Here is a 24,234-nt window from a genome sequence, read left to right as displayed (position 1 = left end):
CGGTGCTCTTCTGTTACGGGGGGCCGCCATTGTCGGCCAGCGCTGCGGCGGGCGACAGGGGGCCGGTGGGGCCAACCGGCATCCCGGACAGCAGCGGTTGCAGGTGCTGGCGCAGCTGCGCGTGCAGCTGCCGCACGGCGGGTGAGAACTGCTTGCGATGCGGGCACACCAGCTGCAGCGGGATGCTGCTGCCAACGCCGTCCAGCAGCACCTGCAGGCGCCCGGCCAGCACATCCTCGCGCAGGTCCAGCCAGGACTTGTAGGTGATGCCTTCGCCGGCCACGGCCCAGCGCCGCACCACGTCGGCGTCGTCGCAGACCAGCGGGCCGCGTACCGGAACCACGCTGCGGCGCCCGTCCACCTCGAACGACCAGCGATCGTAGGCGCGGCCATTGAGTTGATAGACCAGGCAGTCGTGCTCGCGCAGATCCTCCAGGCGCGTGGGCGGGCCACGCCGCTGCAGGCAGTCGTGCTCGCGCAGATCCTCCAGGCGCGTGGGCGGGCCACGCCGCTGCAGGTAGCCGGGCGAGGCGGCCAGCACGCGCCGGTTGCCTTCCAGCAGGGGCAGGGCTACGTAGTTGGCGTCATCGAAGTGGCCGATGCGGATGGCCACGTCGACCGGTTCGCGGAACACGTCGGCGACCTCGTCGGACAGGCGCAGGTGCAGGCGCAGCCGCGGGTGCGCGGCGCGGAACGCGCTCAGCCAGGGCAACAGCAGGTTGCGGCCGAAGTCCGACGGCGCCGACAGCTGCAGGATGCCGTGCAGCTCGGTGTCCTCGCCCTGCACGCGGGCCTGGCCTTCGCGCAGGGTGGCCAGCACCTCCTGCGCATACGGCAGGTAGAGCGCGCCCTCGCCGGTCAGGCGCAGGCTGCGGGTCGTGCGCACGAACAGGCGCAGGTCCAGCTCGCGCTCCAGCCGTGCCACCGCCGCAGCGACCTGCCCGGGCAGCAGGTCGGCCTCGCGGGCGGCCTGCGAGAAGCTGCCCAGCGCGGCAGTGCGGACGAACAGCTGCAGATCGTCGATGCGGATCATCTTCATCGCCAGAGTGAAAGTGCTGCCCGATTCTGCGCCTTTCCGAGGGAGCGCGCGCGGCGCAACCTGTCGGCTCCTTCCCCACTGGACCGCTGCCATGCGCGCCATTGCCTATACCCACGCCGGCCTGCCGATCGATGATGCCCGGGCCCTGATCGACATCGAACTGGAGCTGCCGCAGCCCGGCCCCCGCGACCTGCGCGTGGCGGTACGCGCGGTGGCGGTGAACCCGGTCGACACCAAGGTCCGCCGCGGCGTGGCCACCGATGGCCCGCGCGTACTGGGCTGGGACGCGGTCGGCATCGTCGACGCGGTGGGCAGCGAGGTGACCCTGTTCCAGCCCGGCGACGCGGTCTACTACGCCGGCGTCATCGACCGCCCGGGCAGCAATGCCGAGTACCAGCTGGTGGACGAGCGCAGCGTCGGGCGCAAGCCGGCCAGCCTCGATGATGCCGCCGCCGCGGCGCTGCCATTGACTGCAATCACCGCCTGGGAGCTGCTGTTCGACCGCCTGCGCATCCCCGAGGGTGGTGGCGAGGGCCAGACCCTGCTGGTGATCGGTGCTGCCGGTGGTGTCGGTTCGATCCTGGTGCAGCTGGCGCGGAAGCTGACCAGGCTGACCGTGATCGGCACCGCCTCGCGTCCGGATACCCAGGACTGGGCATACGCAATGGGCGCGCACCACGTGATCGACCACCGCCTGCCGCTGGCCGAGGGACTGGCGCGGCTCGGCATCAGCGAAGTGCAGCATGTGGCCAGCCTGACCCACTCCGACCAGTACTACGCGCAGATCGTGGAACTGCTGGCGCCGCAGGGCCAGCTGGGGCTGATCGATGATCCTGGCCAGGTGGACGTGATGGCGCTCAAGCGCAAGGCGTTGTCACTGCACTGGGAGTCGATGTTCACCCGGCCGCTGTACCGCACCGCCGACATGCAGCGCCAGCACGACCTGCTGAACCGTGTGGCCGAGCTGATCGACACGGGCGTGCTGCAGACCACGCTGGGCGAGCACTTCGGGCGCATCGACGCGGCCAACCTGCGGCGCGCCCACGCGCTGCTGGAGAGCCACCGCGCCAAGGGCAAGATCGTGCTGGAAGGCTGGTAAGGCCGGATCGTTCCCGCACCCTTGGGGTCAGATCCCTTTGCCCCGGGAAAGGGATCCGACCCCTGCCTCAGGCCACGCCGTTGTCGACGTGGGTGGTGAAACCCGGCTGCTGTCGCAGGCGCTCGAACCACGCCGCGAGGTGTGGCAGCACGGGCTTGTTGCCGGGCGTGCTGCGCCAGCGTTGGGTCGACAGCCCAAGCACGATGTCGGCCAGAGTGAAGGTGTTGCCCGCCACGTAGCCGTCGGTAGTGGCCAGCTGTGCATCAAGGACAGCCATCAGCCGGTTCCACTGCGCCAGGCTGGCTGCGGCGCGGGCGTCATCCGGGTAATCCGGATGCTGGCGCACGCGCGCCATGAACACGTGGCGCCAGGCACTGTTGAGGTCGCTGGCCTGCCAGTCCATCCATTGTTCGACCCGCGCACGATCCTGTGCCGCGCGGGGCAGCAGGTCATCACGGCCAGCGCGTACGGCCAGGTAGCGGCAGATGCTGTTGGATTCCCACAGCACGAAGCCGCCATCGCGCAGCACCGGCACCTGCCGGTTCGGGTTCAGTGTGGCCAGCAGGTCCGCCGGCGGCGCTGGCTCGTGGTGAAGTGGCAGGTCGAGGCCGGCGCACAGCCAGAGCACCTTGCGCACGTTGATGGAGGTGGGTTTTCCGTACAGAGCGAGCATGGGGGCTTCCGGGGCAGACCGACCCAGCCTAGCGCAGCGGGGCTAAACTGGTCGCATGAATATCGAAGTCCTCATGATCCTGGCAGTGGTCCTGCTGCTGGCGACCCTGGTCGCGCTGGTGCTGCTGTGGCGTCGCAGTGCTGGCGGTGCACCCTCCGACGAACTGCAGCGGCTGCTGGACAGCGAACGCGAACAGCATCGCCTCGCCCTGGTCGATGCCGGCCAGCTGCGCGGCCGCCTCGATGCGCTGAGCGCTGAACTGGAGAACGAACGGAGCCGCAGCCAGCAGCACGCACAGGCCGTCACTACGCTGACCGCCCGGGTGGAGCGCGAAGCAGCGCTGTCGGCCAGTCGCGAAGCACAGCTGGCCGAACGTGAAGCGGCCCTGGCGCAGGCGCGCGCTGCCGTTGCGGAGACCAGCAGCGAGCTGCAGCAGGCGCAGCAGCGCTATCAGCAGTTGCACGGTGAACATGCCCGCGCGGTGGCCAATCTGCAGCACTCCGAACGGGCCAGTGCCGAACTGCGCAGCTATCTTGATACCGCCAAGGAAAAGCTGTCGGGCGCCTTCGCCGAACTGGCGGGCAAGGTGTTCGACGAACGCGGACAGCAGTTCGAGAAGAACGTGCGGCAGGCGACAGTGCAGTCACGCGCGGACATCGAGGGGCTGCTCAAGCCGTTCGCCGACAAGCTGGGCGATTTCCGCACCCGCGTCGATACGCTGTATGGCGAGGAAGCGCGGCAACGCGCCAGCCTGCTGGGTGCGGTGGGCGAACTGAAGACGCTCAACCAGGACATGGCGGCGCAGGCATCGGCGCTGACGAATGCGCTGAAGGGCAATGCCAAGGTCCGCGGCGACTGGGGCGAGCTGATGCTCGACAACGTACTGCGCGGATCGGGGCTGGAAGAGGGCGTGCACTACCAGCGTCAGAAGCATGCCGTGGATGACGAAGGTGCGCGCCTGCGACCGGACGTGGTGGTGCAGTTCCCCGACGAACGCAGCGTGGTGATCGACAGCAAGGTGAACCTGATCGCCTGGCAGGAAGCCATGAATGCCACTACCCCGGAGCAGTCGGAAGACGCGTTGCGCAGGCACGCGGTTGCGCTGCGCCAGCACGTTAAGGACCTGGGCGAGAAGAATTATCCGAAGGCGTTGGGCAGCGAGACGCTGGACATCACCATCGCCTTCGTTCCCATCGAGGGTGCCTTGTCAGCCGCACTGGGCGCCGATGGCAGCCTGCAGGCGTTCGCCTTCGACAACCGCGTGGTGTTCGCCTCGCCCAACACCCTGATGGCGCTGCTGCGCGTGGCCGAGCGCCTGTGGACGCGCGACAAGGTGCAGAAGCAGGCGCTGAAGATCAGCGAGGCCGGCGGTCTGGTGCTGGACGCCCTGACCGGGTTCCTGCAGGACTTCACCGCCATGGGCAAGAAGCTGGACGATGCCGGCAAGGCCTACGCCGATGCGCGCAATCGCCTGATCGATTCGCCGCAGTCGGCCATCAGCCGCGCCCGTCGGCTTGCCGAACTGGGCAGCAAGGCCAAGCGCGCGCTGCCCCCGGAGCTGACCCCGGACCCGATGCAGCAGCTGGGCGCGCCGGAGGACGACGAGGACGGCAATGCGGGTTGACACGTCCCGTGCACCTGCGCCTGGCTATGCTGGGCACCCTGAGTCCGTGGCGGGTATCGACATGCGCTTGCGCTCCTGTGCCGTTCTTGTCCTGGCTGCGTTGCTGACTGCGTGCAGCAGCACGCCCCCGGTCGCCGACACGACTACGGCCGCTCCTGCGCCGGAAGCCAGCGAGGCCTACCGCGAAGCACGTGACGTCGACTGCCAAGCCGCTGGCGGCACGCTGCAGCGGCTCGGCCGCCTGCAGCGCGAGCAGTGCGTGATTCCCTATGCGGACGCCGGCAAGGCCTGCAGCCGCAAGAGCGACTGCACGGGCCAGTGCCTGGCCGGAGCCGAGGTGGCCGCCGGCAGTGCCGCCACCGGTACCTGCCAGCGTGATGTGCGCCAGAACTTCGGGTGCCGCCAGCGCATCGATGATGGCAAGGCGCAGGGCACGATCTGCGTGGACTGAATCCTGCCTGTAGAGCCGAGCCCACGCTCGGCTGCCATACCATCAGCCGAGCATGGGCTCGGCTCTACAACAGCGCGCGCGGCGCTATGCTGGTGGGCCATTCCCCGCCGTAGCCGGAGCCCCCGCGTGAGCACCCCGATCCAGGACATTCCCCTCACCACCATCGACGGCCAGCCGTCCTCGCTTGCCGACTACCAGGGCAAGGTGCTGCTGCTGGTCAACGTCGCCTCCAAGTGCGGCCTGACCCCGCAGTACGAAGGCCTGCAGGCGCTGTATGCGGAAAAGCACGCGCAGGGCCTGGAAGTGCTGGGCTTCCCCGCCAACAACTTCCTTGGCCAGGAGCCGGGCAGCGAGGCCGAGATCCAGCAGTTCTGCCAGCTCACCTACGATGTCAGTTTCCCGATGTTCTCCAAGATCAGCGTGGCTGGCGAGGATACCCACCCGCTGTACCAGCAGCTGACCGCCGCGCAGCCGCAGTCGATCGGCGAAGGCCCGCTGCGTGAGCGCCTGGCCAGCAAGGAGATCCCGATCCATCCGGCACCGGCGGTGCTGTGGAACTTCGAGAAGTTCCTGGTCGGCCGTGATGGCAAGGTCGTCGCACGCTTTGCCCCGGACGTGGCCGCCGATGACGCGCGCCTGCGCGAGGCCATCGAGGCCGCGCTGGCGGCCTGAGCACGGCGTGCCAACCCAGGGTTGGCACCCACCGGAAAAGAAAAACCCCGCCGAGGCGGGGTTTTTCATGCACCGTCGCGCGGCCTCAGTGGGTCCACTGCGGCATCGGCATCGCATCGACCGGGATCGGCGAATTGGCATCGTCATGGCCGCGGTCGCGCTTGCTGCGCAGATCGTTCTCGATCTGGTAGTTGCGGCGCTGCATCCAGGCATCGCGGACCAGGGCGTATTCGTCCACTGCGGTGTCGCGCAGATCGTCGATCGCCAGCAGCTGTGCGCGGGTGTCGACCAGCTGCAGGCCCTGCAGGCCGATGCGGATCTTGTCTTCCTCGACGCGCCGGATCGGCGACAACGGGATGTCACCGGCCAGGCCGAACACGTCGCGTACGGTACGCGGGCCGAAGAACGGCAGTTCCACGTAGCGCGAACGACGCCAGCCCCAGGCACCCAGGGTCTGGCCGAAGTCTTCATTGCGACGCGGCACCATCGCCTTGCTGGCTGGATCGAACAGGCCACCGATGCCCAGCGTGCTGTTCATCAGGAAGCGGCCGAGGCTGTCCCACGCATCGGCACCACGGCCCTGCAGCAGCTGGTTGGTGATGGTCACCGGCGCACGCAGGTTGCTGAAGAAGTTGCTGACGCCGGTGCGCGCGAAGCGCGGCACCACATGGGTATAGGCGGTGGCCAGCGGGCGCGCCACGCCGCGGTCGACCGCATTGTTGAAGGTGTGCACCTTGCGGTTGAACGGTTCCCACGGATCGTAGGCCGCCGCGTTGCCGGTGTTGCCGGTACCACCATAGAGGGCGTCGAAATCATCGTCGCCGGCGGCGGCGGTGGACGCTGCGGCCTTCGGTGGCCTGGCCTCTGCGCCCTGCGGCGCAGCCGTCGGCGCTGAAGCGGTGGGCTCGGCAGGGTTGGCCACGGAGGCGACCGGAGCAGCGTCGACCCCGCCGGTGTCGGCCGTTGCGGCCGGAGCAGCGGGGCCGGGCGCAACCACGGTGCTGGCGACCGGTGCATCGCTGCGCGCGGGCTTGCCGGCACAGGCGGTCAGGGCGGTGGCCAGGAGGATCAGGGGGAAAGTGCGTACGACGTTCATGTCAGCTCGCAGCAGAAGTAGCGTTGAAATCCAGGTCGGGCGACAGCCGGTAGGCTGCGCTCAGCTCGTTGAAGCCGGCGGGCGCGCCGGAAATGGCCAGCGCATGGCCCGCCTTGCGTGCACGGGCCGCCAGCTCGGCCAGTAGCGCCAGGCCGGCGCTGTCCACGCGCTCGACCTCACCCAGCTCCAGCCGCGCCAGCTTGGCCGGCAGGGCCTGCAGCTGCGGCCACAGTGCGATCACCGCGGCACGGTCAAGCACCCCGCGCAGGCGCAGGGTGTCGCCTTCCAGCAGCGCAAGTGCGTTACTTGCCATTGCCCGCGGGCCCGGCCTGCATGCTGCCGCTGTGCAGCTCGCTGGCCACCTGCTTGATGCCCTTCTGGCGCAGCGGGGTATCGAACTGGTTGCGGAAGGTCTGCACGTAGGAGATGCCTTCGATGTTGACGTCGAAGATCTTCCACTGGCCGTTCACGTTGCGCATCCAGTATTCGACCGGGGTCGGTTCGTTGCCGGCGCGCACCAGTTCGGTGCTCACGCGCACGCCACGGTTGCCCGGCAGCGGGCTTTCACCCTTCAGGCGGAAGCTCGGCTTGCCCTGGATGTTGAGCAGGGTCGAACCGTAGCGCTGCATCAGGCTGTCGGCCATGGCATCGGCGAACAGCTTGATGTCGGCATCCGAGGCGCCGCGGGCGTGCGGGCCCAGCACCAGGCGCGCGGCATAGTCGCGATCGAAGGTGCGGTTCAGTTCGCTGTCGATGTAGCTGCGCAGGCTGGCCGGGTTGCTGCTGAACTCGCTGCGGCGCTGCTGCAGGGTGGTGAGGATGCGCGTGCTGGCATCGATCACCACCTTGCCGGCCTGGCCCTGCGCCGCGGCAGCGGCGGGGGCGGGAGCGGTGGCCTGGGCCTGGGCGAGGAATGGAGTAGCCGCCAGCAGCGCCGAGGCGAGCAGGGCCGGGATCAGTTTCATCTTCATGGTTGCGGTTCCGTTGCAGGCGCCTGCGCGCCATCGTTGGGCTTCTGGCCTGCGCCACCACCGGCGCCGCCACTGAACATGTACTTGCCGACCAGCTGGATCAGGTCCACCGCCGGCTGGGTGAAGACGATCTCGTCACCGGCCTTGAGCACGTCCGGGTCACCGCCCGGCTGCAGACCGATATAGCTCTCGCCGAGCAAACCACTGGTGAAGATGCCGGCCGAGGTGTCCGCCGGCAGGTCCTTGACCTTGCTGTCCATGCGCAGGGTCACGATGGATTCGAACTTCACCGGATCCAGGTCGATCGAGGCGACCTGGCCGACGGTGACGCCGCCGATCTTCACCGGCGCCTGCTTGCGCAGCTGGCCGACCTGGGAGAAACGCGCCTTCAGCTCGTAGCCCTGGCTGCCCCAGCTCCAGCGCTGGTTGGTCGAGGCCACGGCCAGCACCATTAGCGAGGCCAGGGCCAGCAGCAGGAAGGCGCCGACGGAGAATTCGAGTCTGGGACCGCGGATGGCCATGTGGATTACCTGATCGAGTCGTGGTGGCCGCGCGCGCCTGCGCACCGCCGGTGGAGGGGTTAGGTGAACAACATTGCCGACAGCACGAAGTTGAACATCAGTACCAGCAGCGAGGCGTTGACCACCGCACGGGTGGTCGCCACCGAGGTGCCCTCGATGGTCGGCTCGGCGTGGAAACCAACGTAGGCGGCGACCAGCGCGGCGGTGCCGCCGAAGATCGCCGACTTCAGCATCGCCACGCCGAAGTCATCCCAGAAATCGACGCTGTTGCGCAGCGCCGACCAGAACACGCCATTGTCCAGGCCCAGCACGTGTACCGCTTCGAAGTAGCTGGCACTGATCGCCAGCGAACAGAAGATGCCGGTCAGCAGGGGCACGGTCAGCACCGCCGCCCAGAAGCGCGGCGCCACGGCCTTGGCCACCGGGTCGATCGCCATCAGCTCCAGTGCCTTGATCTGGTCGGTGGCGCGCATCAGGCCCAGTTCGGCGGCGATCGAGCTGCCGGCGCGGCCGATGAACAGCAGCGCGGTCAGCACCGGTGCCAGTTCGCGGTACAGCGACAGGCCGAGCAGGGTCGACAGCGCGTCGGCCGCACCGAAGGTGGTCAGCGTGCGGTAGCCCTGCAGGGTCAGCACCAGGCCGACGAAGGCGCCACCGACGGCGATGATCGGCAGCGAGCGCGCGCCGATCTTGTAGATCTCGCGGGTCAGTTCGGCCAGGAAATCACGGGTCGGCAGCGAACCACGCAGCACGGTCAGCGAGAACAGGCCGGCGCGGCCGAGCGAGCGGGTGGCTTGGACGAACGGCATCAGGCGACCCTCGCGCGCGGTGCGGCATCGAACGGGATGGGGCCATCAGGCTGGCCGTGCAGGAACTGCCGCAGCAACGGGTCCTGGCTGGACTGCAGCGCCTCGGGCGTGCCCTGGAACACGATGCCGCCATTGGCGATGGCGATCACCTGGTCGCAGATCGGCAGGGTCTCGTGCACGTGGTGGCTGACGATGATGCTGGTCAGGCCCAGGCTGTGGTTGAGGCGCTGGATCAGGCTCATGATCACGCCAGAGGCGATCGGGTCCAGCCCGGTCAGTGGCTCGTCGTAGATCATCAGCGGCGGGTCCAGCGCCAGCGCGCGGGCCAGCGCGACGCGGCGCGCCATGCCACCGGACAGCTCGCGCGGCCAGGCATCGGCAGCGGCCAGGAGGCCCACCGCATGCAGCTTCATTTCCACAAGGCGGCGCAGCACGGCGGTCGGCAGGCCGGTATGCGTGCGCAGCGGCAGCGCGACGTTTTCGGCCACAGTGAGGTCGGTCAGCAGGCCGTTGCCCTGCAGCAGTACCCCCACACTCTTGCGCATTTCCAGCAGCGCGCCGCTGTCCTGCGGAATCGGCTTGCCGAACAGGGTGACCTCGCCAGCCACCGGGCGCAGTTCGCCGGTCAGTGCCGCCAGCAGGGTCGACTTGCCGCTGCCGGACGGACCCAGCACGGCCGTGATGCTGCCCTTGGGCACCTGCAGCGACACGTCGCGCAGGATCGTGCGCCCGCTCCGGTCGATGCGGACGTTGGATAACTGCACCAGACTGGAGGTGGAAGCCGACATGGGCACCATTAACGTTTTTTAGACATCGAAGGATCGGGCCCGTCGGCTGAACATAAGCAGACTGGACGGTCCAGTATTGTGGCACGGCAAGATCCCTGCCAGGCCGGGATAATCGGCCGGCAGCCCGGAACAATCCGTACCGGCGATGGGCCGGCCATTGAATACTGCCTGCCGTGCTGCACACTGTGCATGATGAGTGACCCGGGCAGCGATTTCCGCCTCTACCATTCCAACTCCCTGGACGTGCTGGCCGCGCTGCTGGCGCGCAACGTGCGTGCGCCGGTTGCGGGTCAGCCGCTGCTGGCGCCGGAGGTGGTGCTGATTCCGCAGGTGGCGATGCGGCGTTGGCTGCAAGCAACACTCGCTGCCGAATATGGCGTGGCCGCCAATCTTGAGTTCCTGACCCCGGGCGAGTTCGTTGCCCGTGCACTCAACGCCAATGTGCCCGGCGAACGCGACGACCTGGACGCGGCCGGCCTGCACTGGAAGGTGTACCAGGCACTGCGCGACCCGGCGTTGCTGGCGCAGCCACCGATGCGCGCGCTGCAGTCCTATCTTGCCGGTAGCGATGCATTGAAGCCGTGGGCGTTGGCCGGTGAACTGGCGTCGGTGTTCGAGAAGTACCAGGCCTGGCGCCGCGACTGGCTGCTGCGCTGGGAGGCCGGCGCCGACCCGGCCGACCCGCAGGCCATCCTCTGGCGCAGCATCGCCGCTGGCCACGACTACCGCGCGCGCCGCATCCAGGCTTACCTGGACCGCTTCGAGGGCGCCGGCCAGCCGTTGCCGCAGGGCCTGCCACCACGCATGTCCGCGTTCGCGACGCTCAACATCTCGCCCGATGTGCTGCGGGTGATGGCCACCCAGGCGCGGGTGGGCGAGCTGCACTTCTATATGCCCACGCCGGTGCAGTCGTACTGGGGTGACCTGCAGACGCTGGCCGAGCGCCTGCGCAGCGGCGCGCCCGATCCCTTCGGTGAAGCGGCCGGTGAGAACCGCCTGCTGGAAGCCTGGGGCGCGGCCGGGCGCGATTTCATGGCGGTGCTGGGCAGTTACGAGGTGGTGCACCCGGCCGGCGAGATTGCCGCGTATTCGGATCCGGAGGACGACACCCGGCCGACGCTGGCCGAAGGTGGACTGTCCGACAGCCTGCTGCATCGCCTGCAGCGCGATCTGTTCCACCGCCGTGCGCTGCCCTCGGGCGAGCTGCGCGACGGGCTGCGCAGCGACGATCCCAGCCTGCAGGTGCATGCCTGCCATACCCGCCTGCGCGAACTGCAGGTGCTGCACGACCAGCTGCGCAGCCTGCTGCAGGACCCGCGCTTCGACCCGCCGCTGCAGGCGCGGGAGATCGCCGTGCTTGCACCGGACATCGACCCCTATGTGCCTTATCTGGAAGCCGTGTTCGGCGGCCGTGGGGGCGAGGACGAGCACATTCCCTATGCGCTGGCCGACAGCAGTCCGCTCGCCGGCGAGCCACTGGCCGACGTGTTCGTGCACCTGCTGGGCCTGCCGGTCTCGCGTTTCGGCCTGAACGAAGTGCTGGACCTGCTGGCCAGCGCGCCGCTGGCCGAAGCGGCCGGGCTGGAGGCGGTGGACTTTGATCGCCTGCATGGCTGGCTGCAGCAGGCTGGCGCACGCTGGGGCCTGGATGCGAAGCACCGCAACCAGCACCAGGCCCCGGCCGACGACGCCTACACCTGGCAGTTCGCGCTGGATCGCCTGGTGCTCGGTCATGCCACCGGCAGCGAGGCCGACCTGGCCGGTGTTGCCCCGTGGATCGAGCTGGAGGGCGGCGCATTGGACGCCCTGGACCGGCTGCTGCGCCTGTTGCGCGTGTTGGCGGTCTACCAGCGCCGCCTCGGCGAACTGCTGACGCCGGCGCAGTGGCGGCAACGCCTGCTGTCGCTGCTGGACGCGCTGCTGCCGACTGCGCCCAGTTCGCCCAACAGCCAGCGTGCCCTGGAGCGCCTGCGCAAGCTGCTCAACCAGTTCGCCGATGATGCCGCCAAGGCCGGCTTCACGGACGGGGTGCCGCCGGAGGTCGTGCGCGCGCACTTCGCCGGAGCACTGGGCGAGGCCGATACGCGCGCGCCGCTGCTGACCGGTGGCATCAGCTTTGGCCGCATGGTGCCGATGCGCCTGCTGCCGTTCCGGGTGATCTGCGTGCTCGGTCTCAATGATGGCGATTTCCCGCGCCGTGACCCGGCTGCCGGTCTCAACCAGCTCACTGCCGAGCTGGACACGCCGCGCCGCCGGCCCGGCGACCGCTCCACCCGCGAAGACGACCGCTTCCTGTTCCTGCAGCTGTTCGCCGCCGCGCAGGAGGTGTTCTACCTGAGCTACCTCGGTGCCGATCCGCGCGATGGCAGCGCGCGTGAGCCATCGGTGCTGGTCAGTGAACTGATCGATGCCGCCGCCGCGTATCACCTCGATCCGCCTGCGGCGGTCCGCGACTTCACCGTGCGCCACGCACTGCAGCCGTTCTCTCCGGCGGCGTTCGGTGACGGTGATCCACGCCGCTTCAGCTATCGCCGCCAATGGCATCCGGCCGCCGGTCGCCTCACCGGCGCGCGCGGAGGCCTGCAGCCGTGGTTCGATGCCGCGTTGCCGCCGCTCGACGATGCGGTGGAAGACGACGTTGCACTCGATACCCTGCGCCGCTTCCTGTGCGATCCGGCCGGGCAGTTCCTGGCGCAGTCGCTGGGCCTGCGCCTGGCCGACGATGTCGAGGAGGTCGATGACCTGGAACCGCTGGTGCTGTCCTCGCGCGGGCCGGAAAAGCGCAGCGTGCAGGCGGCGGTGGTACGCGCCACGCTCAGTGGCGATACCGAGCCGTTGTATCCGCGGCTGCGCGCGCGTGGCCTGCTGCCGTCGGGCCCCCTGGGCGAGCGCCAGTTCGAGGTGGAGCAGTTGAAGACCCGCCCGTATGCCAGTGCATTGCTGGGCTGGATGCGGGGCGAGCCGCTGGAAAGCCGCCGCTATGAAGTGGAGATCGATGGCGTGCGCCTGCATGGCCGTGTGGCCGATCGACACCCCGACGGGCTGGTGCGCCTGCGCGCTGGCACCCTCAATGGCACTGCGGTGATCCGCCAGGGCCTGGATTGGCTGCTGGCCAACGCTGCCGGCGATGCCCTGCCGCTGGTGCAGTTCCATGATGGCGGCGACGCCGGTCCCGGCCCGCATGTACTGCCGGCACTGAGCGCTCCTGCTGCACGCGCGGCATTGCGCGCATTGCTGCAGTTGCGCCAACGCGGACTGCGTGAACCGCTGCGCTTTGCCCCCTACACCGGCTGGGTGCTGTACAACGCGCCGGCCGAAAAGCAGCGCAGCGAAGGCTGGAAGCAGTGGCACGGCAGCGACCGCAGTTGGGGTGAATCCAGCAGCGACGCCTGGCAGCTGCTGCTGCGCGGTGCCGATCCATTTGCCACCGACGCCGGCTATGCCGATCTGCTGCGCAACAGCCAGGTGGTCTTCAGCGCGGTGCGCGAAGGCCGCACCCTTGGCGCCGATGCACGCCAGGAGGGCAGCACATGAGCACCGCCATCGTCGATGAGGACTCCCAGCGCGTGGCGGGCGATCCCTATCTGGCCCTGCCGCTGGATGGTATCCGCCTGATCGAGGCCAGCGCCGGTACCGGCAAGACCTTCACCCTGGCCACGCTGTTCACCCGCCTGGTGGTGGAGCAGGGCCTGCGCATCGGCCACATCCTGGCGGTGACCTTCACCGATGCCGCCACCCAGGAACTGCGCAAGCGCATCCGCGAGCGCCTGTCGCTGGCCGCGCGCCTGGTCGATCTGGAACCGGCCGAGGGCGAAGCACCGGACACGAGGCTGACCCGCCAGGTGCTGCAGCGCCATCTGCAGGGGGGCACCGAGAGCGCCGCCGCACTGAAGCGCCGCCTGCAGGTGGCCGCCGATGAGATCGACCTGGCGTCGATCTTCACCATCCACGGCTTCTGCACCCGCGTGCTGCGCGAGCATGCGCTGGAGAGCGGCCATACCTTCGATCCGCCGGAACTACTGGCCAGCGACCGTGAGCTGTTGGAGGAACTGGCGGCCGATCTGTGGCGGGTGCATGCCAACGACGCGGCCACGCTGGAGCCGCTGACCTGGCTGTGGTCCAACCCGGACGCGCTGGCCACCGATCTGCGCGCGTTGCTGGCCGCGCCGCCTCTGCACCCGTTGCCGCGGCCGGTGGCGCTGGCCGATCCACAGCCGGCTTTGCAGGCCGCCGCCACCGAACTGCAGCAGGCGCTGCGCGGGCATGGCGAGCAGTTCTTCATCGACCTCTGCGATGCCGTCGACAACAAGTGGATCAACGGGGTGTCCTACAAGCTGGGTTGGCTGCACTCGCTGGGCCGGCAGCTGCTGGCCTGGGCCGAGCGCGGCGACCCGCGCGAGCTGCTGGCCAGCGAGCGCCTGCCGGCACTGCTGCCGGAGGTGCTGGGCGACAAGACCAACAAGAAGTTCCCCGACCGCACGCCGTCGTCGCCAGTGCAGGTGCCATTGGCGCGCTATGTCGCGCTGCTGGCCGAACGCGATGCCTGGCTGCGTGGTACCGCGCTGAATTTCCTGCACGCGCTTCGCGCCGAAGCCATGCAGCGCCTGCAGGCGCTGAAGCGCACGCGCCGGGTGCAGACCTACGACGATCTGATCGATGGCGTGGCACTGGCCCTGGAAGGCCCGCAGCGGCTGCCGCTGGTAAGGCAGCTGCGCGCGCAGTACCGCATCGCGCTGGTCGATGAGTTCCAGGACACCGATGATCGCCAGTGGAACATCTTCCACACCGTGTTCGGCGATTCGCCGGAGGTGCGCGAACTCGGCCTGGCACCGGCGCTGTTCCTGATCGGCGATCCCAAGCAGGCGATCTACGGGTTCCGCGGCGGCGACATCCACACCTACCTGAAGGCCAAGCAGGTGGCGCAGCAGGCGCCGGTGCTGGACCAGAACTTCCGCTCGCGACCGTCAGTGCTGCGCGCGTTTCAGGCGCTGTACGACAACGGGGGTGAGGACGCCTTCCTCGAGCCTGACATCCAGTTCGAGCGGGTGCGTCCCGGTGGCGTGCGCACCGATGAGGACTATCTGCACGACGGCCACGCCGCCAAGGCACTCACCCTGCGCGTGCTGCGCAGCGGGGGTGACAAGGCGATGAGTGCCGATGCCTCGCGTGAGGCAGCGACCCAGGCCTGCGTCGCTGCGATCCACCAGGCCCTGGTCGAGGCGCGTGCGGGCAAAGCGGTGTTGCGTGGGCGCCCGGTGCAGCCTGGTGATATCGCGGTGCTGGTGCGCTCGCATCGCGAGGCCACGCTGGTGCAGCGCGCGCTGGCTGCGGTTGGCATACCCGCAGTGGCGGCGGGCAAGCAGAGCCTGTTCGCCACCAGTGAGGCACGTGATCTGCGCGCGTTGCTGCTGGCGCTGCTGCAACCGGCAGACGAAGGCCGCCTGCGTGCAGCGCTGGCCACGGTGTTGCTGGGCCAGCGGGCCAGTGCGATCGCGGCGATGGAGCGCGAGGGCGACCTGCAGCGCGGGTTCCAGGCGCAGCTGCTGCACTGGCGCGAGCGCTGGCAGCGCGGTGGTCCGTTCGCGGTGATCGCCGATGTCTGTGCCGCGCACGGCGAACGCCTGCTGGCGCTGATCGACGGCGAGCGCCGCCTGACCAACTACCTGCAACTGGGCGAACTGCTGCAGGAAGCCTCGGCGCAGGCGCTGGGCATGCATGGCCTGCTGGACTGGCTGCAGGGGCAGATGGCCAGCGCCGACCAGGATGACGAGCAGCAGTTGCTGCGCCTGGAATCGGATGCACGCCGCGTGCAGATCATCACCCTGCACAAGAGCAAGGGCCTGGAGTATCCGCTGGTGTTCCTGCCCTTCGTCGGCATCGACGGCGGCGCACCGAACACCGCCTCGCACTGCACCGTGCACGTCGATGGCCAGCGCCAGCTGCACTGGAAGCTGGACAGGGACGAGGCCTGGGAAGCGGCCAGCACACAGCGCGAGCGTGAGCAGCGGGCCGAGGATGCGCGCCTGCTGTATGTGGGACTGACCCGCGCCGAGCATGCGCTGTGGATCGCCGTGGGTGATCTGGCCGGGCTTGGCAAGACGCGCCTGGCGCCGCTGCTGGGCGACCTGCAGGCGCTGCGCGCGCACGGCGACGTGCACATCGATGACAGTGAGACAGTGGCCGCGCTGCCGCAGCTGGCGGCCGAAGTGGAAGGGGATCTTCCGGCAGTGCGTGCACTGACCCGGCGCGTGCCGCACGACTGGTGGGTATACAGCTTCACCCAGCTGGCGCATGCCGACGCGGGCGCTGGCAGTGATATTGAAGCCGCCGCCACCGAGCTGCCGGCGCCCGCCGCCGACGAACCCGCGGGCCCGGAACTGCCGCTGGAGCCCGCGCTGCCGGAACCCGCCGCCGTCGAAGACAGCCCGCCGGTCGACCCGCGCTTCATGGGCAGCCGCTTCGGCAACGTGCTGCACGAGGCGATGGAGAACGTCGACTTCGCTGCGTGGGGGGGCTGGCAGCCGGGCCTGGAAGCGCCCGAGGGCCAGGCCGAGGTGCTGCGCAAGGCGCTGCACGATGAAGGCTATGCCGACGTCGACCTGGACGATGGCGTGGCGGTGCTGGTGCCGTTGGTCGGCCACACGCTCACCGTGCCACTGCCCGAGGGCGGTGCGCTGCACAGCCTGGGCGAAGGCGAGCGGCGCGCGGAAATCGACTTCCATTTCGCCATCGAACCGACCACGGTACCGGCGCTGTTGCAGCTGCTGCATGCACATGGGGTTTCCAGTGCGCGTCGCGGCTTCGGCCAGCGCCGCCGCCTGGAAGGGCTGATGACCGGCATGATCGACCTGACCTACGTGCGCGACGGGCGCTGGTACGTGCTCGACTACAAATCCAACCGGCTGCCCGGCTACAGTCCGGACCTGCTGGCCATTGCCATGCGCCACAGCGAGTACGACCTGCAGGCGCTGATCTATACCGTGGCCCTGCATCGCTGGCTGCGCTTCCGTCTGGGCGCGGCCTACGATTACGAGCGCGACATGGGGGGCATCCGCTACCTGTTCTGCCGCGGCCTGGATGCAGCCGGCAACGGCGTGCATGTGGACCGCTTCCCGTTCGCGCTGGTGGATGCACTCGACGCGCTGTTCGCAGGTGGCGAGCAGGCCCAGGCCGAACTGGCCGCACGTGCCCGTGGGGCCAGCGCATGAGCCTGCTGAAGGAACTGCACCAGAAGGGCCTGCTGCGCACCCTCGATCACGCGTTGGCGACCAGCCTGCAGCGGTTGCGCGACGACACGCCGGACAGTGTGGCGCTGGCGGCCGCGCTCGCCTCGCTGGCGGTGTCGCAGGGCCACGCCGGGTTTGATCCGGCACAGCCGCAGCGGTTGCTGGACGGCGTGCCCGAGTGGCCTGCCGCGCAGGACTGGCTGGCGCAGCTGCGCGCATCGCCCTGGGTAGCGACGCCGGAGCAGGCCGATGCCATCGCCGAGGATGCGCCGCTGGTGCTGGAGAACGGCCTGCTCTACCTGCGCCGCTATCGCGAGTACGAGCGGCAGTTGGCGGCCGGGCTGCAGCGCATCGGCCGGCATCCGCTGCCGGCACCGGACATGGCCGCGCTGGCACCGTTGTTCGCGCAGCTGTTCCCGCAGGCACTGGGCAGCGAGGATCACCAGGCACGCGCCGCCGGCGTGACCCTGCGCCATCCGCTGGCGCTGGTCACCGGCGGTCCCGGCACCGGCAAGACCACCACCATCGCGCGGCTGTTGCTGCTGCTGGCCGCACAGGCCCGGCACGCTGGCCAGCCGCTGCCCGAGGTGGCGCTGGCCGCGCCCACCGGGCGCGCCGCCGAACGCATGGCCGAGAGCCTGCGGCTGGCCGTGCAGCGCCTGCAGGAGCACGGCGTGGACCCGGCGCTGTGCGCGGCACTGCCCAGTTCCGGCACCACCCTGCATCGCCTGCTCGGCGTGATCCCGGATTCGCCGCGCTTCCGCCACCACGCCGACAATCCGCTGCCGGTGGACGTGGTGGTGGTCGACGAAGCCTCGATGATCGATCTGCCGATGATGGCCAAGCTGGTTGACGCGATCGCCAGCGGCACGCGGCTGATCCTGCTCGGCGATCCCGACCAGCTGCCGTCGGTGGAAGCCGGCGACGTACTCAGTGCGATCCTGCGTGCCAGCGGTGATGGCATCGGCACCCGCGCCGATGACGCGCAGGCGCTGCGTGGATTGCTGGCGCCGTCCACGCTGCAGCCCCTGGCCGAACCGAACACCTTCGCCGGCCGCCGCGTGCAGCTGCAACGTGGCTACCGGCAGAGCGATGCACTGGTGCTGGCCCCGTTGGCAGATGCCGTGCGCGAGGGTGACGCCGGCGCCGCCCTGCAGCTGCTGCGCGGCGGTAAACTGGCCGGCGTGCATTTCCATGAAGGCGAGGCAGACCCGCTGCGCGGCCAGCGCGAGCACCTGCTGGGCCATTGGCGTGCGTTGGCCGACGCCGCCGATCCGGTGCTTGCCCTGCAGCATGCCGGGCGACTGCGCGTGCTGACCGCGCTGCGCGAAGGCCCGCAGGGCGCGCGTGGCCTCAACAGCCGTATCGAACAATTGCTGGCCGGCAACACCCCGGGCTACTTCCAGGGCCGCCTGCTGCTGGTGACCGAGAACAGCTACCGGCACCGCCTGTTCAACGGCGATATCGGCATCTGCCTGCGCGACCGCAGCGGCGCGATGGTGGCCTGGTTCCCCGGCGACACCGTCGAGCAGCCGCGCGCCTTCCACCCGGCGGCACTGCCCGCGCACGAAAGCGCCTTTGCGATGACCGTGCACAAGGCACAGGGCTCGGAGTTCGATGAAGTGTGGTTGCAGCTGCCACGCCAGGACAGCCGTGTGCTGTCGCGCGAACTGGTCTACACCGGCCTGACCCGCGCCCGCCAGGTGCTGCATGTGGCGGGCAGCGCAGAGGTGCTGCAGGCCGCATTGAAACGCCACGCCAGCCGGTTGGGTGGCCTGGCCTGGCGGCTGGGTGCGGAAGCGGTGGCCGAACAACCCGCGCGCATCGAACAGCCCACAGTACAGGGCACCTTGTTCTGAATCGGGGTCGGATCCCGGTCCCACCGGGAACGGGCTCTGACCCCTTCACCTGATCGCCAGGCAAAAGCAGTCGAGCACGGCTCGACTCTACAAAAGCGTACTTCGATCATTCCGACGTTCATCCACGCATGGCCTGGACCCACCCCGCCAACCCACGGAGAGCACGCATTTGACGTTGCTGTTGACGTTGTTTCGGCAGGTGCAGGGCGCAGCCCTGCCGCCACACCTATTCCGCGATCAACACCAGCCCATCCGGGAACACGATCGCCGCTTCATCGGCACTCACGTCGAAGAAGCCCACGCCGTGCTTTTCGGCCAGGTCCTGCACGCGTCCATGCGCACGCTCGGCCACCGAATAGGCAAACGCACCGTAGATCACCTGCTGGCCGATGCTGTACTCGGTCACCTCGGCGCGGTCGTCATCGTCGTTGCTCAATGGGCCGTTCAACGGCGGGAAGTCCTGCGCCATCTCCGCGAACCACGCCTGCAGCGCCGGGCTGCTGACCGCCGGGTCGTCATACTCGTGGCGCTCGTTCCACTGCGTCTGCTTCTCGAACCAGGCGATGAAGGCTGCCGCCTCGCGTGGCGCGGCGCTGGCCTCGAACACCATCATGTCGTAACTCATTGGAGCTTCCTGTGCAGAGCAGGGGTCAGCGCCTTCGCCGGCGGCGAAGGATCCGACCCCGGCAACGGGGGCTGTGGACGCACAGGGTATCGCGCTAGGGCTGTTCGGCCGCACTCATGGCCAGGCCCGGCGCCAGCGCCTTCGCCTCCGGGAACAGCGCGAAGCGCAGGCCGATCAGGCCCATCAGCGCCTCGTCGCGCGCCTTGCAGGCGGCCACGCTGCCGACCCGTCCCAGCGAGGTATCCAGCCGCTCGCGCAATGCGTCGGCCGCCACCATCGGCTTGCGTGCGGCAATCTGCCGCCGGTAGTGCACGGCGACCTCCTCAAGAATGTGCTCGACCGCCTCGCGGCTGCGCTCGGGCAGTTCCAGCCGCGCGCGGCGCAGCTGCAGGATGTTCAGGCCGATGCGTGCTTCATTGAGCATGTCCACCGAAGCGATGTCGCTGCCCTCCGGCGTCGCCGCCAGGCGCGGCGCGAGCAGGCCCAGCAGGTCGAGCATGCGTGCGGCGAAGCGCTGGCGGTCCTGCTGGCCGCGCCCTTCGGCGGCCTCGGCCAGCGTAGTCCAGCCCTGCCGCACCAGCCGGCGCGCGGTCCACTCGGCACCCACCGAACGGAACAGGCGGGTCATCACCACCGCAAAGCCAATGCCGATGAACATCGCGATCGACGAGTTGAGGAAGGTCTGGATGTTGGCGCTGTAGGTGTTCTGCAGGCTCAGCAGCGCGGCCAGGTTCACCGTCAGCGGCAGTGCGAACAGCGCGCTCTTGGGGTGGTGCAGCATCAGCCCCAGCGGCAGGAACGCCACCGCCAGCACCAGCGCCAGCAAGCCGAAGTCGTGCACGGCCGGGAACACGCCGAACAGGTACACGCCGGCCACCACCGAGGCGACCATGGCCCACACCAGGAACGACACCATGCTCGGTGCCGGGTCGTCCTGCGCGGCGAAGAACGCCGCCGTCACGGCCGCCATCATCGCGCCGTTGCCACCGCCCTCCCAACCCAGCGCGATCCACAGCACGCAGTAGCTCATCAGTGCCACGCCGGCACTGAGCGCGGAGAACAGCGCCATGCCGTAGTCGACGTGCTTGTCGGCGGCCACGCGTTCGGTACGGATGCGGTAATGCGCGCGGTCCAGCGGCGCGGTGCCGTGGTCGATGGCGTGCTGCAGGGTGCGGCAGTCCTGCCACAGGTCCACCAGTTCCTCCAGGCGCAGCAGCAGGCTGGCCAGCTGCAGATGCTGCAGGTCGCGGTCCACCTGCGGCTTCAGGGCACTGATGCGCGCGCGCAGGCGGGCGTATTCACTGGCGTTGGTTGGGCCATCCAGCCAATCGTGGATGTCATCGACCAGCGCCGGCAGCCCTTCGGGCAGGGCTTGGCCGTCGCTGCGCAGCGCACTCAGGCGATCGGCAATCGAGGACAGCACTGGCAACAGCAGCAGCATGCGCTCACGCAGGCGCTCCATCGACACCGCAGACCCGGCATGGCGCGGATCATCGCGGCGCAGGAATTCGATCAGTGCCTCGAACTGCACCAGGTCGGCGGCCAGCCGGTTGCGCGGCGCGTGCGCGCGTCCACGTTCAAGGATCTGCCGGCACCACTGCGCGGCGTCCTCCATCCAGTTGCCGATGCGCGCGCGCAGCATCGGGCGTACCGAGGCCGGGAACAGCAGCGAAGCGGCCAGCACCGCCACGACCGTGCCGAGGATGATCTCCTCGCTGCGTGCCACCACCGTGTCGAAGATGGTCTCCGGCGAAGTCACCGCAGGGAAACCGATGAAGGCGGTGGTGTAGCCGGCCAGCAGGAACGCGTAGCCGCGCGGGCCGCGGTTGAGCAGGGCCATGAACAGGCAGCCGGCCAGCCAGATCGACATGGCCGCGCTCAGCACCAGCGGCGTCTCCACCAGCGCCGGCAGCACCAGCAGGGTGGCCAGGCCGGCCACCAGGGTGCCGACGATGCGGTACACGCCCTTGGCCCGGGTCGGGCCCAGCAGCGGCTGGCTGACGATGTACACCGTGCCCATCGCCCAGTACGGGCGCGACAGGTTGCCGGCCATGGCGATGTACAGCGCGGCCACTGCGGCCAGGTAGGTCTTGATCGAGAACAGCCAGGCCTGGCGGTCGGTCAGCGCGTTCATGGTTTACTTCGCTGCGGTCGAGGCGTTGGGCGCGGTGGCGCTTGCCTGCCAGCCACCGCCCAGCACCAGGAACAGATGGATCTGGTCGCGCGAGACCTGCGCTTCGGCGGCCGCCAGGGTGGCATCGCTGGTGGCCAGGCTGCGGTCGGCATCCAGGCTGGACAGGTACGGCGTGCGGCCACCCTGGTACAGCCGGCGGTTCTGCTCGGCGGCCAATGCGGCCTGTTCCTGCGCAGTGCGCAGCGACTGCAGCCGGCGCAGGTCCTGCGCGTAGCGGTCCAGCGCGGTCTGGGTCTCGCGCAGCGCTTGCAGCACGGTGTGGTCGAACTCGGCCAGGGCCGCATCGGCGCCCGCTTCGGCAGCGTGGATGCGTGCGTGCGTGCCGGACGACGGCAGCGTCCACGAGATCAGCGGGCCGATCGACCACTGCTGGGTCATCGGCGTGCCGAAATCCTCCAGCAGGCCGGCGGCACCGAGCGAGGCCCCCAGGCGGATGTCCGGATACATCTCAGCGGTGGCGACGCCAATCCGCGCGGTGGCCGAAGCCAGCTTGCGTTCGGCCTGGCGCACGTCCGGGCGGCGCTGCAGCAGTGCACGGCCATCACCGACCGGCAGCGGCTGCGCCAGGCCGGGGGCGTGTGCACAGTCGATCACGCCGGCCGGCAGCTGGCCCGGGGTCTGCCCGAGCAGGGCGGCCAGCGAATAGGCGGCCGCGGAACGCTGCGCGCGCAGCGGCGGCAGCGCGGCTTCCAGCAGCGCGACCTGGGCATTGGCGCGGGCCAGTTCCGGCGGCGTGCCACGGCCAGCCGCGATCAGGCGCTCGGTGACCGTACGGCTGCGTTGCTGCAGCTGCAGCGAATGTTCGGCCACGTGCAGCTCGTGGTTGGCGTGGCAGATTTCCAGATAGCTGTCGGCCACCTGCGCGACCACGCTGACCTGGGCCAGGTCGCGCGCGGCAGCAACGGACTGCTCGTCGGCACGCGCTGCCTCGGCGCCGCGCTTGAGCTTGCCGAACAGGTCGAACTGGTAGCTGACCGCGAACTTGCCATCGGCCAGGTTGATCACCGGCAGCTCGTGCTCCTGCAGGAACGATTCGGCCGACAGCTGCGCGCGGCTGACCCCGGCCTCGGCCTCGTACTCGAAGCCACCGGCGTCCAGCGCCTGCTCGTACACCGCCGCGGCACGGCGCAGGTGTGCATCGGCGGCCTTCAGCTCGACGTTGTCACGCAGCGCCTGCGTGATCAGGCCGTCCAGCACCGGGTCGTTGTACAGCGACCACCAGCGGTCGGGCAGCGCCTGGTTGGCGGCCACCTGCGGGTTCTGCGTATCGATGAAGGCCGCATTGGCCTGCGGGCGCTTGAAGGCCGAGCCTTCCGGCAGGGCGTAATCCGGGCCGACGGTCTTGCAGGCCGCCAGGCTGGCCAGCGCAACGATCAGGCCGAGACGGGGCAGGGCGGCGTTCACAGGCCCGCCTGTGTCGGCGCAGTGCCGGCCTTGTCGTTGTGCGGATGGCGGCCGGTGTCCACGGTCACCGTGGCGGTACGGCCGGCGATCAGTTCCACGCCCTTGGGTACTTCGTCGATGGCGATGCGCACCGGAATGCGTTGTGCCAGCCGCACCCAGTCGAAGGCCGGGGTCACGTTCGGCAGCAGGGTGCTGCCGTTGCTGCGGTAGCGGTCTTCGATGCCGGCGGCGATGCTCTCCACATGGCCACGCAGCGGGGCCGACTCGCCCATCAGGCGGATGTCCACGCGCTGCCCCGGGGCCACGCCGCGCAGGCGGGTTTCCTCGAAGTAGCCATCGATGCGGAACGAGCCGGTATCCAGCAGCGCCAGCACCGGCTTGCCGGCTACCACGTAGTCGCCCACGCGCAGGGTGCGGTCGTTGACCCGGCCATCGGCCGGTGCGCGCACTTCGGTGCGGCCCAGGTTGAGCTCGGCCAGGTCGACCGCCGCCTGTGCGGTGGCCAGCGCAGCCTGTGCGGCCTGCAGCTTGGCGCGGCGCACTTCGGCGTCCTCGGCGGCGACCAGGTCCTGCAGGCTGCGGTCACGGCCGATCTCGCGGCGCAGCTGCGCCACCGATGCCTGGCGCTCGGCCAGGTTGGCGCGGGCCTGCTCCAGCGCGATGCGGTAGCGGGCGCGGTCGACCACGAACAGCAGGTCACCCTTCTTCACCGCCTGGTTGTCGGCCACCTGCACCGTTTCCACCAGCCCGGACACGTCCGGCGCCACCTGCACCACGTCGGCGCCGACATGGGCATCGCGGGTCCACGGCTCATCCATGTAATAGACCCACAGCTGGCGCAGCACCAGCAGGGCGATGATCACGGCTGCGCTGGTGAGCAGCACCGGCAGGGTCTTCTTCACGATCTTGTTCACGATTGCATCCAACGCAGGAGGTGGAACAGCAGGCCAAGCACGATCCCGTACAGGGCCAGGTTGAACAGCGCCGGGTGCCATACGTGGCGATAGGCGCCGGCACGCTGCAGCAGCGCGTGCAGGCCGCTGTTGACCAGGTAGGCCAACAACATCAGCCCGAGCAGGGTCGGGACGAACACTCCGTGGAGACTGAATTCACCGGGCATCGGTAGGGGCGGGGGCGAGGTGGGGGAGGGGAGGAACAACGAGACAACGGCAACGGGTAAAAG

General features: G+C 69.3%; 19 protein-coding genes and 1 pseudogene. 7 read left to right on the top strand and 13 right to left on the bottom strand.

Annotated features, from left to right (window positions below):
• Nucleotides 1-13: 13 nt before the first annotated feature.
• Nucleotides 14-1,039: a LysR family transcriptional regulator gene (locus E5790_RS08165; protein WP_136191722.1), complete on the bottom strand. Its 1,026-nt coding sequence runs from the start codon at nucleotides 1,037-1,039 to the stop codon at nucleotides 14-16.
• 91 nt (nucleotides 1,040-1,130) lie between these two features.
• Between E5790_RS08165 and E5790_RS08160 the strand changes: the two genes are divergently transcribed.
• Nucleotides 1,131-2,138, top strand: coding sequence for a zinc-binding alcohol dehydrogenase family protein (locus E5790_RS08160; protein WP_014648942.1), 1,008 nt, complete (start codon nucleotides 1,131-1,133; stop codon nucleotides 2,136-2,138).
• Nucleotides 2,139-2,205: 67 nt separating this feature from the next.
• Here E5790_RS08160 and E5790_RS08155 read toward each other — a convergent pair whose 3' ends face one another.
• Nucleotides 2,206-2,811, bottom strand: coding sequence for a glutathione S-transferase N-terminal domain-containing protein (locus E5790_RS08155; protein WP_111205872.1), 606 nt, complete (start codon nucleotides 2,809-2,811; stop codon nucleotides 2,206-2,208).
• 55 nt (nucleotides 2,812-2,866) lie between these two features.
• Between E5790_RS08155 and rmuC the strand changes: the two genes are divergently transcribed.
• The 3 genes from rmuC (at nucleotide 2,867) to E5790_RS08140 (ending at nucleotide 5,558) form a co-directional block, all read left to right on the top strand.
• Nucleotides 2,867-4,435, top strand: a complete 1,569-nt coding sequence (gene rmuC, locus E5790_RS08150; RefSeq protein ID WP_014648940.1) for a DNA recombination protein RmuC — start codon at nucleotides 2,867-2,869, stop codon at nucleotides 4,433-4,435.
• A 61-nt stretch (nucleotides 4,436-4,496) separates the two neighbouring features.
• Nucleotides 4,497-4,886 (top strand): hypothetical protein, encoded by a 390-nt coding sequence (locus E5790_RS08145; RefSeq protein ID WP_049442548.1) that lies wholly within the window; start codon nucleotides 4,497-4,499, stop codon nucleotides 4,884-4,886.
• 126 nt (nucleotides 4,887-5,012) lie between these two features.
• Nucleotides 5,013-5,558 carry a glutathione peroxidase gene (locus E5790_RS08140; RefSeq protein WP_014648938.1) on the top strand — a complete coding sequence of 182 codons (546 nt, stop codon included), beginning with the start codon at nucleotides 5,013-5,015 and terminating at the stop codon, nucleotides 5,556-5,558.
• 85 nt (nucleotides 5,559-5,643) lie between these two features.
• Here E5790_RS08140 and E5790_RS08135 read toward each other — a convergent pair whose 3' ends face one another.
• The 6 genes and pseudogenes from E5790_RS08135 to E5790_RS08110 form a co-directional block, all read right to left on the bottom strand.
• Nucleotides 5,644-6,654 carry a VacJ family lipoprotein gene (locus E5790_RS08135; RefSeq protein ID WP_046433375.1) on the bottom strand — a complete coding sequence of 337 codons (1,011 nt, stop codon included), beginning with the start codon at nucleotides 6,652-6,654 and terminating at the stop codon, nucleotides 5,644-5,646.
• A 1-nt stretch (nucleotide 6,655) separates the two neighbouring features.
• Nucleotides 6,656-6,967 carry an STAS domain-containing protein gene (locus tag E5790_RS08130; protein ID WP_014648936.1) on the bottom strand — a complete coding sequence of 104 codons (312 nt, stop codon included), beginning with the start codon at nucleotides 6,965-6,967 and terminating at the stop codon, nucleotides 6,656-6,658.
• Nucleotides 6,957-7,625: an ABC transporter substrate-binding protein gene (locus E5790_RS08125; RefSeq protein ID WP_014648935.1), complete on the bottom strand. Its 669-nt coding sequence runs from the start codon at nucleotides 7,623-7,625 to the stop codon at nucleotides 6,957-6,959. Before E5790_RS08125 ends, E5790_RS08130 begins: the two co-directional genes overlap by 11 nt.
• A 56-nt stretch (nucleotides 7,626-7,681) precedes the next feature.
• Nucleotides 7,682-8,146, bottom strand: a pseudogene (gene mlaD, locus E5790_RS08120) (outer membrane lipid asymmetry maintenance protein MlaD); the annotation flags it as partial.
• A gap of 59 nt (nucleotides 8,147-8,205) precedes the next feature.
• Nucleotides 8,206-8,955 carry an MlaE family lipid ABC transporter permease subunit gene (locus E5790_RS08115; protein ID WP_005414955.1) on the bottom strand — a complete coding sequence of 250 codons (750 nt, stop codon included), beginning with the start codon at nucleotides 8,953-8,955 and terminating at the stop codon, nucleotides 8,206-8,208.
• On the bottom strand, nucleotides 8,955-9,743 hold the full coding sequence (locus tag E5790_RS08110; RefSeq protein WP_111205879.1) for an ATP-binding cassette domain-containing protein: 789 nt from the start codon (nucleotides 9,741-9,743) through the stop codon (nucleotides 8,955-8,957). Before E5790_RS08110 ends, E5790_RS08115 begins: the two co-directional genes overlap by 1 nt.
• A gap of 189 nt (nucleotides 9,744-9,932) precedes the next feature.
• Between E5790_RS08110 and recC the strand changes: the two genes are divergently transcribed.
• From recC to recD, 3 genes are read left to right on the top strand one after another with little or no spacing between them, the layout of a single operon-like run.
• Nucleotides 9,933-13,277 (top strand): exodeoxyribonuclease V subunit gamma, encoded by a 3,345-nt coding sequence (gene recC, locus E5790_RS08105; protein ID WP_041863987.1) that lies wholly within the window; start codon nucleotides 9,933-9,935, stop codon nucleotides 13,275-13,277.
• Nucleotides 13,274-16,951, top strand: coding sequence for an exodeoxyribonuclease V subunit beta (recB, locus tag E5790_RS08100; protein WP_111205873.1), 3,678 nt, complete (start codon nucleotides 13,274-13,276; stop codon nucleotides 16,949-16,951). The genes recC and recB overlap by 4 nt, the downstream gene beginning before the upstream one ends.
• On the top strand, nucleotides 16,948-18,828 hold the full coding sequence (recD, locus tag E5790_RS08095) for an exodeoxyribonuclease V subunit alpha (protein ID WP_111205874.1): 1,881 nt from the start codon (nucleotides 16,948-16,950) through the stop codon (nucleotides 18,826-18,828). Before recB ends, recD begins: the two co-directional genes overlap by 4 nt.
• A gap of 226 nt (nucleotides 18,829-19,054) precedes the next feature.
• On the opposite strand, the gene E5790_RS08090 is transcribed toward recD, so the two are convergent.
• From E5790_RS08090 to E5790_RS08070, 5 genes are all read right to left on the bottom strand, one after another.
• Complete coding sequence (locus E5790_RS08090) at nucleotides 19,055-19,453, bottom strand: hypothetical protein (RefSeq protein ID WP_111205875.1); 399 nt, start codon at nucleotides 19,451-19,453, stop codon at nucleotides 19,055-19,057.
• A 94-nt stretch (nucleotides 19,454-19,547) separates the two neighbouring features.
• Nucleotides 19,548-21,587, bottom strand: a complete 2,040-nt coding sequence (locus E5790_RS08085; RefSeq protein WP_111205876.1) for an FUSC family protein — start codon at nucleotides 21,585-21,587, stop codon at nucleotides 19,548-19,550.
• Between the two features lie 3 nt (nucleotides 21,588-21,590).
• The gene (locus E5790_RS08080; protein ID WP_111205877.1) at nucleotides 21,591-23,051 is read right to left on the bottom strand and encodes an efflux transporter outer membrane subunit; all 1,461 of its coding nucleotides are present in this window, start codon (nucleotides 23,049-23,051) and stop codon (nucleotides 21,591-21,593) included.
• Nucleotides 23,048-23,965 carry an HlyD family secretion protein gene (locus tag E5790_RS08075; protein WP_049442557.1) on the bottom strand — a complete coding sequence of 306 codons (918 nt, stop codon included), beginning with the start codon at nucleotides 23,963-23,965 and terminating at the stop codon, nucleotides 23,048-23,050. The genes E5790_RS08080 and E5790_RS08075 overlap by 4 nt, the downstream gene beginning before the upstream one ends.
• Nucleotides 23,962-24,171 (bottom strand): DUF1656 domain-containing protein, encoded by a 210-nt coding sequence (locus tag E5790_RS08070; protein ID WP_010487502.1) that lies wholly within the window; start codon nucleotides 24,169-24,171, stop codon nucleotides 23,962-23,964. Before E5790_RS08070 ends, E5790_RS08075 begins: the two co-directional genes overlap by 4 nt.
• Between the last annotated feature and the right edge of the window lie 63 nt (nucleotides 24,172-24,234).

This window comes from Stenotrophomonas sp. PAMC25021, assembly GCF_004795795.1.
GTDB classification, from domain to species: domain Bacteria; phylum Pseudomonadota; class Gammaproteobacteria; order Xanthomonadales; family Xanthomonadaceae; genus Stenotrophomonas; species Stenotrophomonas muris.
Note: the sequence above shows the minus strand (reverse complement) of the source record. Positions and strands in the feature narration are given on the sequence as shown.

What these genes read in the sequence shown, in the direction of transcription:
- E5790_RS08125 (WP_014648935.1), bottom strand. Translation starts at nt 7,625, where the DNA reads ATGAAGATGAAACTGATCCCGGCCCTGCTCGCCTCGGCGCTGCTGGCG.
- E5790_RS08130 (WP_014648936.1), bottom strand. Translation starts at nt 6,967, where the DNA reads ATGGCAAGTAACGCACTTGCGCTGCTGGAAGGCGACACCCTGCGCCTG.
- E5790_RS08155 (WP_111205872.1), bottom strand. Translation starts at nt 2,811, where the DNA reads ATGCTCGCTCTGTACGGAAAACCCACCTCCATCAACGTGCGCAAGGTG.
- E5790_RS08070 (WP_010487502.1), bottom strand. Translation starts at nt 24,171, where the DNA reads ATGCCCGGTGAATTCAGTCTCCACGGAGTGTTCGTCCCGACCCTGCTC.
- recB (WP_111205873.1), top strand. Translation starts at nt 13,274, where the DNA reads ATGAGCACCGCCATCGTCGATGAGGACTCCCAGCGCGTGGCGGGCGAT.
- E5790_RS08110 (WP_111205879.1), bottom strand. Translation starts at nt 9,743, where the DNA reads ATGTCGGCTTCCACCTCCAGTCTGGTGCAGTTATCCAACGTCCGCATC.
- E5790_RS08145 (WP_049442548.1), top strand. Translation starts at nt 4,497, where the DNA reads ATGCGCTTGCGCTCCTGTGCCGTTCTTGTCCTGGCTGCGTTGCTGACT.
- E5790_RS08160 (WP_014648942.1), top strand. Translation starts at nt 1,131, where the DNA reads ATGCGCGCCATTGCCTATACCCACGCCGGCCTGCCGATCGATGATGCC.
- E5790_RS08090 (WP_111205875.1), bottom strand. Translation starts at nt 19,453, where the DNA reads ATGAGTTACGACATGATGGTGTTCGAGGCCAGCGCCGCGCCACGCGAG.
- E5790_RS08085 (WP_111205876.1), bottom strand. Translation starts at nt 21,587, where the DNA reads ATGAACGCGCTGACCGACCGCCAGGCCTGGCTGTTCTCGATCAAGACC.
- E5790_RS08165 (WP_136191722.1), bottom strand. Translation starts at nt 1,039, where the DNA reads ATGAAGATGATCCGCATCGACGATCTGCAGCTGTTCGTCCGCACTGCC.
- E5790_RS08115 (WP_005414955.1), bottom strand. Translation starts at nt 8,955, where the DNA reads ATGCCGTTCGTCCAAGCCACCCGCTCGCTCGGCCGCGCCGGCCTGTTC.
- E5790_RS08135 (WP_046433375.1), bottom strand. Translation starts at nt 6,654, where the DNA reads ATGAACGTCGTACGCACTTTCCCCCTGATCCTCCTGGCCACCGCCCTG.
- recC (WP_041863987.1), top strand. Translation starts at nt 9,933, where the DNA reads ATGATGAGTGACCCGGGCAGCGATTTCCGCCTCTACCATTCCAACTCC.
- rmuC (WP_014648940.1), top strand. Translation starts at nt 2,867, where the DNA reads ATGAATATCGAAGTCCTCATGATCCTGGCAGTGGTCCTGCTGCTGGCG.
- recD (WP_111205874.1), top strand. Translation starts at nt 16,948, where the DNA reads ATGAGCCTGCTGAAGGAACTGCACCAGAAGGGCCTGCTGCGCACCCTC.